Source organism: Lebetimonas sp. JH292 (assembly GCF_000523275.1).
GTDB lineage: Bacteria > Campylobacterota > Campylobacteria > Campylobacterales > Nautiliaceae > Lebetimonas.
This window is the reverse complement of sequence record NZ_ATHQ01000001.1, coordinates 575,071-588,588: the sequence shown is the minus strand read 5'-3', so window position 1 is coordinate 588,588 and position 13,518 is coordinate 575,071. Positions and strand designations below refer to the sequence as shown.

The window sequence follows — 13,518 nt, the reverse complement described above, 5'->3', positions numbered from 1 at the left end:
GTAGTGAGTAGGAAAAAATTGAATTTTATTTTTTAATGAAAAAAATATCTGATGCCACCAAATCCAATGGCTTTTGATTTTTCAATTTCTTTTACTTCTTTTTCGCTGATAATTCCGCCGAGTGCTATGGTGTTTGGAAAAATTTCACAAATTTCATTTAATTTTTCAATTCCTACACCTTTGCGTCCTTTTGAATAAAATACAGGAGAGAAAGTAATATAATCAAATCCTAGATTTTTGGCTTTTTTTACTTCTTCTATTGAATGGGCTGAAGCTATTTTTAATTTATCTGGATAATTTAGGGCTAAATTTATCTTAGAAGTCGGAAAGTGAATACCGTCAAAATATTGAAGTAATTTATCATTTTTTAAATCATCATAATTTATAAAAACAGTTGAATATTTTTTGGCAAAACTGACAAATTCAATTATTTCATTTTCATCAAAATATTTTTTATTTCTGTAACACACAAAATTTGGTTTATATTTTTTTATTGAGTTAAATATATTTGTAAGGGGATATTTGGGATCAGTTATAAAATAAGTTAGCATAAAATTGAAGAAGAATAGGTTTTACCTATTCGAGTGTTTCTTCCTGACCTGTTACTGCTCCGTAAATATATACGTAAGTCAATACCATAAAAATAAATGCCTGTAAGAATGCAGAAAAGCTCATTAAGGCAAATCCTGCGAGAGGAAATACCCAGGGTGCCAACATCAATAAAACAAGTAAAAACAAATCGTCACCTTTAATGTTACCAAAAAGCCTGAATGCAAGGGAAATAATTCTTGAAAAATGAGAAACTACCTCAACGGGGAACATAAGGGGAGAGAGCCATTTTACAGGTCCTGCAAAATGGGCAATATAATGTCCCACTCCCTGAGATTTTATTCCTTCAAAATGATAATAAAAAAATACGATTAATGCCAAGGTAAGCGTTAAATTAACATTTCCGGTAGGAGGTTCGAATCCGGGGATTATTTCCATTAAGTTACCCATAAAAATAAAAATAGCAAGGCTTCCTGCAAGAGGAAGATATTTTCTTGCAACTTTTTTGTTTGTAATATCTTCTCCTACATATAGCATTCCGTTAATTACAGCTTCCATAACATTTTGGCATCCGTTTGGAACAATTTGAAGATTTCTTGTGGCAAGTTTTGCAACAAAAACGGATAAAAAAGCCGCCAATAAAACATGAACTGTTAGCTGAACTTCCTGAGAATGGCCTAAAAATCCAAAAATCAGCCAAATTCTATCTTCCATATAAAGTCCTTTTTTATGTAATTGTATCAAATTTAATGCTTAATTAAAATAAATTTTAAATTTTTTTACAAATTTATTTTAAATTGTCCTATTCGGTAAAGTGCAAAATCGTATTTAAGAGGGTCGGTTGGATCAAATTTTTTTAAATTTTCACTTAATTCTATAGCAGCTGCCAGATCATATGTTTTTCTTTTTAATAAACCGTATTTTAAAGAAACTTTATGGGTATGCGTATCGAGCGGAATAATTAAATCGCTTTTTTTAACATTTTTCCATAATCCTAAATCAGGCTCAGTGTCTCTTACCATCCATCTTAAAAACATATTCCATCTTTTATACGGGCTGACGCCTTTGGTTTTGTTGCTTGGGATTTTGCCTATTAAAAATTCGTATCCTTTTGATTTGTAAGGATTAATTTCATAAATTTTTTTTATTATTTCTCTTAGTCCGTCAATTACATTATTTTCTTTTTTATAACCTTTTAAAAACAAATCGTTTAGAGAATATTCTTTTTTCATACTGATTAATGCTTTAAAAAACTGATATATGTCTTCTTTGGTCTGAAAACGGTAATAAAGATTTGTCGGTATTTTTTTTGTTTCAAGAAAATTAAAATCAATTGAATTTAAAAATTTCAAAATGGCTTTTACATTTCCGTAGGAGAAGAGGGCTGCAGTTAACGCTATATATTCATCATTATGTTTTTGGGCTATCATAATTGGATCGAGTTTTTTTTCATTTATTTCATAAATATTGTTATCTATCAAACTGTCTAATTTCTTTTTTAATTTTTCCATTTTTTCTCTTTGATAATTTGTTATAATTATATAAAAAGAGGAGACAAAATGATAATCAGAGGCGATACGAATATTATTAAAATTTATGATTATTCATATCTTATAAATTTAGATGATTACGATTTGGATGATTCAAAAGAAATTGAGAGACTAAAAGAGAATGTTGCGGCTTATCTTGACAGCGGGGAAGCGGAAGCGTTGAGTTTAAATGAAGATTTGACAGGAATCAATCCTGAGGGCATTGAAATAGAAATTGAAAATAAAATTTTTACGGCGGAGGATATTGATTATATTAATAAAGATATTGACAAAATAATAAATGAAAATTTTAAAACGGGGGATATTATTCTGCTTTTAAAAACAAACGGCGACGGATATTTTGAATATGAAAAAAATCCCGATATAAATGAAATAAAAATAGGCTACAGCGCTTGTGACATTAAAAAACCGGATAATGAAATTTATAACAAATTTTGTGATTTGCTTTTACCAAACAATGTGGAAATGAACGGGGAAAAACAAGATGTCGTTGCGAGCAATTTTTATCCAAAGTCCGAAATGACGGCAGAATTATATACCATTATGAATGATAACGGAAAATATCTGGATAAAATAACAGAAATTGATGTTATGCATTTTGGATGGGATTTATTGGAAGATATTATTCAGATAGATTATGATAAATCTATCTGATATTAAAGAGGCTATCAAGCATCTGGTTTATAGTGGTAATGACTTTTGCATTTGCCTGATATCCTCTTTGAAATTTTTCCAGATTAATCAGTTCTTCGTCTATATTAACCCCGCTGACACTGTAATATTCGTTTGAAATATTTGTCATAAGTGTCTGGGCAACTTCTTTTTTTGAAGATATGTTTTTCGTTTTATCGGCAAGTTCTCCTGTTATATTTCTGTAATATTCAAAAACAGTTTCATTGGAAATATTGTTTTTCTCATAAAAATTGAGTTTTTCAAACTGAAGCTGTAAAATGGAATTCGCTATTTTATTGTCTCCTGAGCTCGGTGTTTTATTTGCCTGAATTTTACTCGGGGTTTCGTAAAGCTCTTTTTTTATATCTATATTTTCAGCGTTGTTTCCCGTGAAAAATTTGTTTATTCCAATAGCCCCTCCAAATTTTGCGCTGTCTTCATCTATTCCCACATATGTATTTTCATCTGTTTTTTTGGAAAGAATAAATTTTCCGTTTAAATAACCGGCGTTATAGTAATCGTCAACGTCGTTATCTGGATTATTGTCGTTGTTATCGTCGATATTTGGTGTATTAATTTGAGAAACTATTCCCTCAATAGTGGAATATTTAGGATCATTTGAATTCATGTTGATAATAATTTTTCTTTTGGCTAACTCTTTCCCTTTGTCATTATATACTACTAAATCAAAAGAGCCGTTTTCCATCGGAAGCGGAAGTTGGGTTTGATTTATTTTATTTATAGGCAGATATTCTATTTCATTCATTGCACTAAAAAGCGTACTTCCGTCATCTTTTACCAATACATTTGAAGCTTCAGCGTTTTGACTGTTAACAAATTTTAATTGCCCGTTTAAGAGTTTTGCCTGGGTGTCGGTTATCCCGTTTGAGTTAAAAGCATTGTTTATATTATTGATTACATCGTTTAATGAATCGTTTTTGTTAACGGATACTGAAATATTTTTAATAAAATTCCCTTTATCATCATAAATATTTAATGTGATTTTTCCGTTTCTTATAGGGTGTAATAAAATATTATTCAAAGAGCTTAAAGGTTTGTTGGCCAAATCATGGGAAATACTTATTGGAACATTTATCTGATCAGACACTGCATTCGACTGTGCCGCCTGGGAATAAAGAGAATTTACATTTTTTATTAAGCTGCTTGCAAAAGTATCGAGTTTATTTAGAATTTCCCCTATTATTCCGTCAGTCGGTTCACCTTTTTCATTTATCTCTTTGCCTCTTATATTTAACAGCCCTCCTATTTCACCCCCGTTTATATTATTTGTAATATCAGTGAGCGTATGGTCTTCTTTTTGAATATTTATATCCACATCTCCGTGATTGTCCGTCAGTTTGATAGGATAATATGTGGAATTGTCAAGAAGAGGATATCCGCTAAGAGAAATGGAATAGTTTTTTTCGTAATCAATATTTGAACTTCCCCCGCTTTTAAATGATTTTAATCCGTTTTTATAAATTTTGACATCTAAAAGTTCTTTTAGTCTTTTTTCAAGTTTATCCCTTTCATCCCTTAAATCGTTTGCATGGTCAATATTGTTTGCTTCATTTGCGTATATGTTTTTGTTAAGTTCGGAAATTTTTTTGATAATATCATTCGCTTCATCTGTTTTCGTTTTTATTTCGCTGTTTATATTCTGCTTTATATCTGTAATTGAATTTCTGACCTGTTTTATGGAATCAGCCAAAATTTTTGTTTTTGATGCCAAATCTACTTTTACACTTGAATCATTGGGGTTTGATGCTAAATTTTGCCATGCATCAAAAAAATCTTTTAAATTTTTATATATACCATTGTCTGTGGTATCCGGGAAATATGTTGAAATTTCCTGAAGGTATTTTTCCTGAGCCGATAAATTCTGTAAATTAGCCGAAGCTTGAGTAAACCTGTTAAATAAAAAAATATCTTTTATCCGGACAATGCTTTTTATCTGAACCCCAATTCCTATATCGCCGGGGATGGTGTTTACATCTCCAAGCGTGGAAAATTCAGCCCTTTGTCTTGTATATGCCTTATTTGATGCGTTTGCAATATTGTTTGAGGTTACGTCAATTGCCTTTTGATGTGCGTTTAGACCGGTCTGTGCTATGTTAAAAGCTGATGAAATTCCCATTTTATGCCTTTAAGCTGAGTTTTGAATTTAAGATGTTTTCATTTTTATAATTTAGAGGTTTTTCATTTTTTATTTCATTCATAAGTGCATTATAAAAATTTGCGACACCAAGGGCCAATACAGAAAATTTTTTGTGAAGGGAATTAAATTTGCTTAAATTTTCCCTGAATTCATCAAATAGAATTTCTTCCTGAGGTGAAAAAATTTCTTCTATGGGTTTGTTTCTGCTTAGCAGTATTGAATCTATTTCACTTTTTAAAAAAGAAAAATTTTTGGCTAAATTTTCTTTTGTTTTTGTGTGTGAAAATATAGTTTCGTGGTCTGCATTTTTTATAGCAGTTATATCTTCTTTTGTTAAAAAGATTAAATTGTTTAAAACATCATTTATTTCATTTATTTTTTTTGTAAGCATAACCCTTCCTTTTGTGGGAAGGGTGAAGAGATTAAAGAAGCGCTTTGGCTAAAGCTTTTGCTGTTTTGTCCAAGTCTATTTTGTATGTTCCGGCTTCGATTTGTTTTTTAATCTCTTCTACCCTTCCAGAATTTTGTGTTTTTTTAACTTCTTTTTTTTCTGGCTGGGTAGATATTAAATTTGTTTGATTTATTCCAACTCTTGATATCATTTATAAACCTTTTTTTATTGTTATTCTACCCAACCATATCGGCAAATTTCAAATTTTTTTAAATATCTTTTTTTAAATAATTAAATAAAAGCTGTGAATATCCGAAATTTCCGCCCAGCTCTTTTGAAATTTGTTCTATTTGCATAGATTTGTAAATTTTTTCCCCGGGTGTTTCGGGAAAAAGCTTTGATTCATCTTTTAAGGCTTTTTTTAAAAAAAAATTTAATATTTCACTTTCAAATGCGTTACAGTTTTGTTTTAATTTTTTCAGATTTTTTTCTTTTAAATTTATTTTATGATGAATACCTATGTTTATATTGTAATTGCTCATTTTCTTCTCCTTTTTAAATTTTACACATCCATCATCTAAGATTTATTATCAGTTTATTATCAGTTTTGCGTTTATTGCGCTGCTGGTTTTTAAGTTTTCCAAAATAGCGATAATGTCCTGCGGCGTTGCTTTAAATTTTTGAAACATCTGCGTTAAATTTAAAATAGTTGTTTCTTTTTTAATTTTTATTACAAAATCACCGTAAGTAATAACTGTCGGTTTTACCGTTACATTACTTCCAGCAACTATTGTTCCCGTTCTTTCATCTATTACAATAACATCAGGCATTTGGGCAGTGATATCGGTATTCTCAACCTCTGCCAAAAATTCCGGCATGGAAAGCTTTTGCGGTTTTTTAAGTTTTATTGTTCTTGGATCAACTGCAACGGCGACATGAGAGCGGAATTTATTATTTAATGTATTCTGAATGTTAACAGCCAAATCAAAATCACTTCTTTTAAGTGAAAGAGTGGCAAAATTCTGATGATATATATCCCATACAACCGCCCGCTCAACCGTAGCCCCGTTTGGAATTTTTACTGTTGTTGTAAAATGTTTTTGCTTTAAGCCTCCTTTTAGATTAAATCCTCCCATGCTTACAGGCCCCTGTGCCAGGGCATAAATTTTTCCGTTTACACCTTTTAGCGGTGTAATAAGCAATACTCCCCCTTCAAGAGAAGTGGCGTCACCTATTGAGGATATTGTCACATCGATTTTATCTCCTTCCCTTGCAAACGGCGGCAGGGTTGCAGTTACCATTACGGCAGCTACATTTTTTGATTTTATGTCTTTTGGGTCAAGTTTTACATTTACATTTTTAAGTAAGTTTGAAAGAGTCTGATTTGTGAATTTTGAAGATGTCGAATCTCCGGTGCCGTCTAATCCTACAACGAGTCCGTACCCGATTAGTTGGTTGTCCCTTACACCTATTATTGATGAAATATTTTTAATTTTATCGGCAAAAAGATTGATGGAAATGAACATATAAAAAATTGTAAAAAACATAATTGCCAAAAATTTTTCAAAACCGTCGACTTTTGCTGACATTTAAAGCCTTTTTTATTTAAAAGCAGCAAATTTCGTTCCAATTATATAGTGAGTGGTGAAAATGGTGAGTGGTGAGTTGTGAGTTGTGAGTGGTGAGTTGTGAGTGGTGAGTTGTGAATTGAGAGAAGATATTTAAATAATAAATAGTGAAAAGTTAAAAATGTAAAATTTCACTTTTTACTTTACATTCTTAACTTGATACTTAGCCACTTGACAGCCTAAAACTCACTACTCACCACTCACTATTCACCTAAGCAATTAAAAATACCTAACTATTAAAATTCCATCTTTTTCATAAAAATCATATACATTTTTTTCTGTTTTAAGCTCTTCAATAAAGTCTTTATCAAAATTTTTATATTCCACGATTTTGAATTTTTTAACAGGTTTCATTTTAATAAGCGCTATTATCCATAAGATTCCGATAATTGCGCTTAAAATTAAAAACAAATTTAATAAATTGTATTTCATAAAAATACCTGCCCCCGCACCGCCTAAAAAAATTCCTAAATATTGAATAGTGTTTGATGTTGAAAGTGCGGTTGCTTTCTGATTTGCCCTTGCCACTTTGCTTACAAAACTTTGAAGAACAGGCTCGAGCATATTGAATCCGAAAAAGAATATTATTACCGCCAAAAAATCACTGATAATATTTTCAATTGAATATAAAAACAAAGATATCGTTATTAAACCGGCGCTTAAAATAAAAACAAGTTTTCCTTTTTCTTTTTTTTCAGCCAAAATTGCACCGAGAGGCAGTGCGAAAATACCTATAATCAATGCCGGAATATAAACTTTCCATAAATCCATTTTATCCCAGCCGAGATTTTTTGTAAAAACAATAGGAGTAATCATAAAAAAGACAGTCATAAGACCTTTTTGCATAAAACCAGAGAAAAAAAGTTTTAAAAGCTCCCTATGCGTTAAGACTTCTTTTAAAGTGGCTTTTGCCTGATGATGGACAATTTTTGGTGGATTCGGAATTTTTTTGGTAACCAGCCAGATTGAAAACAGTGCTAAAAGTGCGGTCAGTAAAAACAGTTTGTCAACCCCCCATTTTGCACCTACGGTAGGTCCCAAAACCATAGAAAGCGCAAAACTCAGGGCAATAAACTGTCCCATTTTTGCAAATGATTTTGCCCTTGTGTTTTCATCGGTCAAATCCGCTATATAAGCCAGAATTACACCTCCTATTGCGCCAGCACCCTGTAAAAGCCTACCAAAAATCAGCATATATATGTCTGTTGAAAACGCACAGACTATGCTTCCCAAAAATAGCAATGAAAGGCCTGTTATTAAAATCTTTTTTTTATCATAATTATCGGCCCATCTGCCGAAAGGAATCTGTAAAAAAACCTGTGAAAGGGCATATGCCCCCATCGCCACACCCACATTAAACGCATTTGCCCCGTTTAAACTTAATGCATATAACGATAAAAGCGGCATAACAATAAAAAGCCCCAAAAACCTTATAGCCATTAAAAGACTTAAATAGACCATTTATATCCTTTTTTTACGTAGTTTAATACTAATAGTTTAAATTTATGTTAATTTAATTTTCTGTTTTTTTCTCTTTTCAAAATAAACAGCTTCACTGAATCCTATTTTTTTTGCAAGTTCTACTGCTTGAGTGATTTTGTATCCTACATCCTGAGGTTTATGCGCATCGCTTGAGAATGTGATATCTATTCCTTCTTCTTTAATTATTCTCAATAATTCAACAGACGGATAAATTTCATTTACTTTTTTTCTAAGACCTGAAGTGTTTATTTCCACTGCCATATCGGATTTTTTAATGGCTTTTATCGCTTCTTTTGCCAGATCTTTTATATTTTTTTTAGGTTTAAAGCCGAAAACTTTCACTAAGTCAAGATGTCCCACTATGTCAAACAGTTTAGATTCAGCCATTTCTTTTATTTTGGAGAAATATTCTTTATAAACGTCATCAATATCCCTTTTTCCCCATTCTTTAATAAATTCGGGATTATCAAAACCCCAGTTGTTTAGAAAATGAACGCTTCCTATTAAAAAATCCACTTTTCTCTCAAGCACTCTTTTATCAATAAAAGGCGTAAAATCCACTTCATACCCTAAAAGAATTTTTATTTTGTCTTTATATTTTTCTTTTAAAGCGTTTATTTCATTTTCGTATTTCGGCATATCTTCAAAGCCCATTCTGTATTTTTTATCAAAATCCATCGGCGCATGGTCTGCAAAACCGTATATATCTATTCCTTTATCTATCGCTTTTTTTATAAATTCTTCGGGGATGCCTGTGGCGTGATTACAAAGGGGTGTGTGGTTGTGAATATCAATAAGCATGTTTTGCCTTTTTTAGTGAAATTATATATAATTAATTAAAAAAATGAGGTGAGTTATGACCCAGGAAGAATTAGACGCTTTAATGGCGGGGGGTTTAGACGATATAGATAATATAGATGAAACAGAAGATTCAAAAACAGAAGAAAAAGAGGAAGTAAAAGAAGAAACTAAAGATAATGAAAATGTTGATGAAGGTGAGCCTATAACTCCTCCTCCTGCGGATTCAAAAAACAAAGTTGTGGCGCAGCTTGACGAAGTTACAAAAGAGAGTGAAGAAAAGGCGGTGCAGATTTTGGAAAAAATGGATGAAATTTCTGCCACAATAAGCGATACAAACGAAAAAATTAAAAAAATTATAGAATTTTTAACTGAAGAAAAAGCTCTTTTTACAAAACTTCACAATATGTTTCCACATATTAAAAAATTTGAAGAAGAACTCCAAAAAACGGAAGAAATAATAAAAATCGCAGAGCAGATTTCAAAAGAAAACGAATCGGCCGAAAATGAAATATTTACCGTAATGGATATTATGCAGTATCAGGATATACACAGGCAAAAAATAGAAAGGGTTATAAATATAATGAGGGCTCTTATAAAATATATGAACAGGCTTTTTGAAGGAAAAATTGAAGATGAAGCAAGAGTCAAAAGCGCAAAACACCTTCAGGGTGATGAAACAGAAGAAGTGGTGAGTGACGAAGATATTGAAAAACTGCTTGAAAAATTCGGAGCCAAATAGTGGAACTTCTTGCACCTGCCGGAGATTTTGAAAAATTAAAAATTGCCATTGCCTACGGGGCAAGCGCCGTTTATGCCGGAGTGAGCCATTTTTCCCTGAGGTGTCACAGCGGAAAAGAGTTCGATTATGACACATTTAATGAAGCTGTTAAATATGCCCACAAAAAAGGTGTAAAAGTTTATGCCACCGTGAATGCTTTTCCATTTGAAAATCAGCTTCCGCTTATAGAATCCCATATAAAAAAACTAAAAGAAACGGGTGTTGACGCTTTTATAATTTCAACGCTTGGCGTTTTAATGAAAGCAAAAGAAATAGCGCCAGAAATTGACATTCATCTCTCAACTCAGGCAAATGCCTTGAATTCATGGGATTATAAAGCATACAGGGATTTGGGTGTTAAAAGAATAATTGCCGCAAGGGAAGCCACATTAAAAGATTTGATAAAAATTAAACAAAAAGTGCCTGATATTGAAATAGAAATATTTGTTCACGGGGCTATGTGTTTTGCATATTCGGGGAGATGCCTTTTAAGCGCCGTTCAGTTTGGAAGAAATCCCAATAAAGGAAGCTGTGCGAATGACTGCAGGTATCCTTATGTGCTTTATGCCGAAAACCCAGAAACTGGAAAAATGTTTAAATTAGAAGAATATCAAGACGGCACTTATATAATGAATGCAAAAGATTTATGTCTGATTGAACATATTCCTGAAATTTTAAAATCCGGTGTAATTGATTCGGTGAAAATTGAAGGGAGAACAAAAGCGCCTTATTATGTCGGTGTTGTAACAAAAGCTTACAGAAATGCCATAGATGAATATCTTAACAGTGGAAAATGTGAATGCAAAAAATATTTGAATGAAATTTTAACTACTAAAAACAGAGGTTTAAGTGATGCATATATTGTTAAAAGACCATATGTTAGAAATGATACCCAAAATCTGGAAACTTCATTAACCACCGGAAACTGGCAGGTAAGCGGAGTTGTGACAGAAGATGGCGGCCATTTTATGTGTAAATATAAAACATATCCCGGCGATGTGCTTGAAATAGTACTGCCAAAAAATGTTAAAATTACACCTTGTGAAAATGAAATAGGTAAAGTTTATAATGAAAACGGCAGGTGGCTGCTTAAATTAAATAAAATTATTACACAAGGCAACAAAGAATTAAGCAGTGTTCACAGCGGTAATCTAAATCCGATAAAATTGCCCTGTAAACTCCCTTATTTGACGTTTTTAAGAAAGGAAGAGGTATGAAATTTATAAGTGTATTAATGGGAAGTAAAAGCGATTATGAAATAATGAGAGAGGCAATAAAAGTTATAGAAAAATTTCAAATTCCTTATGAAGTGTTGATTACATCCGCCCACAGAACCCCTGCAAGGACTCATGCATATGTAAAAGATGCCGAAGAACGGGGCGCTAAAGTTTTTATATGTGGGGCGGGAATGGCCGCACATTTAGCAGGTGTTGTTGCATCAATTACAACTAGACCTGTAATCGGTGTTCCAATGCCGAGCGGAATGATGGACGGGCTTGATGCACTTCTTTCCACCGTGCAGATGCCGGGCGGTATGCCCGTTGCGACTCTTGCAGTCGGTAAAGCGGGAGCTAAAAATGCGGCGTATTTGGCTCTTCAGATTTTGGCTTTGAGTGACGAAGAGCTGAATGCAAAACTTGAAGAAGACAGAATTGCACAGGCTAAAAAAGTTGAAATGGATTCATTAGAAGTTGAGGTGAAATTAGATTAATGAAAACTCTTTTGACAATAGAAGAATTTGAAAAAATAAGCGGTAAAAGTAAAAAAGAGATTTTTTCCTTATGCAAAGAAAAAAAACTTAAATGTAAAAAAAGTGATGGTATTATTTATATAGAAGCGGAAAACACAAATCAAATAGTGCCTTTAAATGAAATAGAAATTGTAAACAGTAATGACATAGCTAAAAAAACATTGGCGACATTTCTGAATATGCATGAAAAAGTGCTTATGAGCAAAGATGAAACCATTGAATCGCTAAAAGATGAAAACAGATTTTTGAAAGAATCCATCTATTCTTTACAGGAAATTTACGAAGAAGCTAAAATTACAATTCAAAGGCTTCAAAAACAGCTTGAAATTACTCAGGATGAGCTTGAATTTTGCAGGAAAAAATATAAACTTATGTGGGGAAGAGTGCTTAAGAAAGAAAGTGAAAAATAAATGTTGAATTATGAATTTAACATCTAACATTAAACATTTAACATTATACAAAAAGGAGGAGTAATGGCAAAAAGAGTGGTTTTATTTACGGCTCCTGGATGTGTCTGGTGCAGCAGGGCCGAACAGTTTTTTAGAAAAAATAAAATCAGGTTTAATAAAGTTGATATAAGTAAAGACCCTAAAGCGGCAAAAGACTGTGAAAGGCACGGATGCAGGGGGGTGCCCGTAATTTTGGTGGGAAGCAGATGGATTTGCGGCTTTAATGAAGCAGCTATTAAAAAGGAGCTTGAAATTAAATGAAAATAAAAAGAGATTGTTACGTATGTATCTATAATCAGGCTTTGAATGTCACCAAAAGACTTTATTTGGATGAAAACAAAGCAAGTAATATATTAAGGGGTGTCGCTTTGATTTTATCCAAATACGATTTATCTTTTACCCCTCCGGATATCGCTAAAGAAGTTTATGAATATATCAGAAAAAAATTAAATATAAACGACCCTTTTAAAAAAGAGAAAGAGATTTCAATAAAAGAGGCTTTAAATTTTAAGCCGCTTTTGGAAGAAAAATTAAAAAATTCCAAAAGCCCTCTTTTCGATGCCTGTAAAATCGCCATTGCGGGAAATATAATAGATTTGGGAGTAAACCAGGAGTATGATTTAAACAAAGAAATTGAAAATATTTTTAATATGAATTTTATCCATAATGATTTTAATAAATTAGAAAATAAATTAAAAAAGGCTAAAACATTGTGTTATCTGGCAGACAATGCGGGAGAAAATGTTTTTGATGAAATTTTAATCAAGGTGATTAAAAAAATATATCCAAAAATAAAAGTTTATTATTTAGTAAGAGGAAAACCTATAATTAATGATATAACCGTTAATGATTTAAAAGGCTCTGAAATCAGTAATTTTGCCGAAATTATTGATACGGGAGTGGATACTCCGGGATTTAGTTTAAAATATGCAAATTCCAAAAGCAAGGAAATATTTTATAATGCTGATTTAGTAATTAGTAAGGGAATGGGTAATTTTGAAGTTTTGTTTGGTGAATGCGGAAGGGAAGTCTTTTATCTGTTTAAAGTAAAATGCGGTGTAGTAGCAAATGCATGCGGATGTGAAAAAGGCGACAATGTAATATTGAAAGGTGAGAAATGACTACTGAAATGTGCAGAGGTGCTTTTTTTTAATCTTTTAGAAAAAGAAAAATTTTATATAATCTTGAAAATTTTAAAAATCTTTTAAATTTTATATCAAAAAAAAATAACAAAACTTTTAGAAAATATAAATATAAATATAAAGAAAAAAAATGAAAAAAAATTGATTTTAAAAACAATACTTTCAAAA

The 13,518-nt window shown here is 31.8% G+C and carries 17 protein-coding genes; 7 read left to right on the top strand and 10 right to left on the bottom strand.

What is annotated here, in order from left to right:
- Positions 1-32 precede the first annotated feature (32 nt).
- The 3 genes from DZ64_RS0103555 to DZ64_RS0103545 form a co-directional block, all read right to left on the bottom strand.
- Positions 33-551: a thiamine phosphate synthase gene (locus DZ64_RS0103555; protein WP_024787258.1), complete on the bottom strand. Its 519-nt coding sequence runs from the start codon at positions 549-551 to the stop codon at positions 33-35.
- Between the two features lie 25 nt (positions 552-576).
- Positions 577-1,263 (bottom strand): F0F1 ATP synthase subunit A, encoded by a 687-nt coding sequence (locus DZ64_RS0103550; RefSeq protein ID WP_024789458.1) that lies wholly within the window; start codon positions 1,261-1,263, stop codon positions 577-579.
- Positions 1,264-1,328: 65 nt separating this feature from the next.
- The gene (locus DZ64_RS0103545; protein ID WP_024789457.1) at positions 1,329-2,060 is read right to left on the bottom strand and encodes a TIGR02757 family protein; all 732 of its coding nucleotides are present in this window, start codon (positions 2,058-2,060) and stop codon (positions 1,329-1,331) included.
- A 48-nt stretch (positions 2,061-2,108) separates the two neighbouring features.
- On the opposite strand from DZ64_RS0103545, the gene DZ64_RS0103540 reads away from it, so the two are divergent.
- The gene (locus tag DZ64_RS0103540) at positions 2,109-2,753 is read left to right on the top strand and encodes a hypothetical protein (RefSeq protein ID WP_024787255.1); all 645 of its coding nucleotides are present in this window, start codon (positions 2,109-2,111) and stop codon (positions 2,751-2,753) included.
- Here the strand turns inward: DZ64_RS0103540 and flgK are convergent.
- The 7 genes from flgK to DZ64_RS0103505 form a co-directional block, all read right to left on the bottom strand.
- A complete protein-coding gene (gene flgK, locus DZ64_RS0103535) occupies positions 2,746-4,908 on the bottom strand; it encodes a flagellar hook-associated protein FlgK (protein ID WP_024789456.1) in 2,163 nt (720 codons plus the stop codon). The genes DZ64_RS0103540 and flgK overlap by 8 nt on opposite strands.
- Before the next feature lies 1 nt (position 4,909).
- Complete coding sequence (locus tag DZ64_RS0103530) at positions 4,910-5,320, bottom strand: hypothetical protein (protein WP_024787254.1); 411 nt, start codon at positions 5,318-5,320, stop codon at positions 4,910-4,912.
- 31 nt (positions 5,321-5,351) lie between these two features.
- Entirely contained in the window at positions 5,352-5,531 is a 180-nt protein-coding gene (locus DZ64_RS0103525; protein WP_024787253.1) for a flagellar biosynthesis anti-sigma factor FlgM, read from the bottom strand.
- Between the two features lie 58 nt (positions 5,532-5,589).
- A complete protein-coding gene (locus DZ64_RS0103520) occupies positions 5,590-5,862 on the bottom strand; it encodes a rod-binding protein (protein ID WP_024787252.1) in 273 nt (90 codons plus the stop codon).
- A 48-nt stretch (positions 5,863-5,910) separates the two neighbouring features.
- Positions 5,911-6,909, bottom strand: coding sequence for a flagellar basal body P-ring protein FlgI (locus DZ64_RS0103515; protein ID WP_024789455.1), 999 nt, complete (start codon positions 6,907-6,909; stop codon positions 5,911-5,913).
- A gap of 258 nt (positions 6,910-7,167) precedes the next feature.
- Positions 7,168-8,409, bottom strand: a complete 1,242-nt coding sequence (locus tag DZ64_RS0103510; RefSeq protein ID WP_024789454.1) for an MFS transporter — start codon at positions 8,407-8,409, stop codon at positions 7,168-7,170.
- 42 nt (positions 8,410-8,451) lie between these two features.
- Positions 8,452-9,231 (bottom strand): histidinol-phosphatase, encoded by a 780-nt coding sequence (locus tag DZ64_RS0103505; RefSeq protein WP_024787249.1) that lies wholly within the window; start codon positions 9,229-9,231, stop codon positions 8,452-8,454.
- A gap of 55 nt (positions 9,232-9,286) precedes the next feature.
- On the opposite strand from DZ64_RS0103505, the gene DZ64_RS0103500 reads away from it, so the two are divergent.
- The 6 genes from DZ64_RS0103500 (at position 9,287) to DZ64_RS0103475 (ending at position 13,329) form a co-directional block, all read left to right on the top strand.
- The gene (locus DZ64_RS0103500) at positions 9,287-9,970 is read left to right on the top strand and encodes a hypothetical protein (RefSeq protein ID WP_024789453.1); all 684 of its coding nucleotides are present in this window, start codon (positions 9,287-9,289) and stop codon (positions 9,968-9,970) included.
- Positions 9,970-11,226, top strand: a complete 1,257-nt coding sequence (locus DZ64_RS0103495; RefSeq protein ID WP_201768462.1) for a peptidase U32 family protein — start codon at positions 9,970-9,972, stop codon at positions 11,224-11,226. The genes DZ64_RS0103500 and DZ64_RS0103495 overlap by 1 nt, the downstream gene beginning before the upstream one ends.
- A complete protein-coding gene (gene purE, locus DZ64_RS0103490; protein ID WP_024789451.1) occupies positions 11,223-11,720 on the top strand; it encodes a 5-(carboxyamino)imidazole ribonucleotide mutase in 498 nt (165 codons plus the stop codon). Before DZ64_RS0103495 ends, purE begins: the two co-directional genes overlap by 4 nt.
- Complete coding sequence (locus tag DZ64_RS0103485) at positions 11,720-12,169, top strand: DUF3972 domain-containing protein (protein ID WP_024789450.1); 450 nt, start codon at positions 11,720-11,722, stop codon at positions 12,167-12,169. Before purE ends, DZ64_RS0103485 begins: the two co-directional genes overlap by 1 nt.
- Before the next feature lie 63 nt (positions 12,170-12,232).
- A complete protein-coding gene (locus tag DZ64_RS0103480; RefSeq protein ID WP_024789449.1) occupies positions 12,233-12,469 on the top strand; it encodes a glutaredoxin family protein in 237 nt (78 codons plus the stop codon).
- Positions 12,466-13,329, top strand: coding sequence for a DUF89 domain-containing protein (locus DZ64_RS0103475; RefSeq protein ID WP_024789448.1), 864 nt, complete (start codon positions 12,466-12,468; stop codon positions 13,327-13,329). Before DZ64_RS0103480 ends, DZ64_RS0103475 begins: the two co-directional genes overlap by 4 nt.
- Positions 13,330-13,518: the final 189 nt, after the last annotated feature.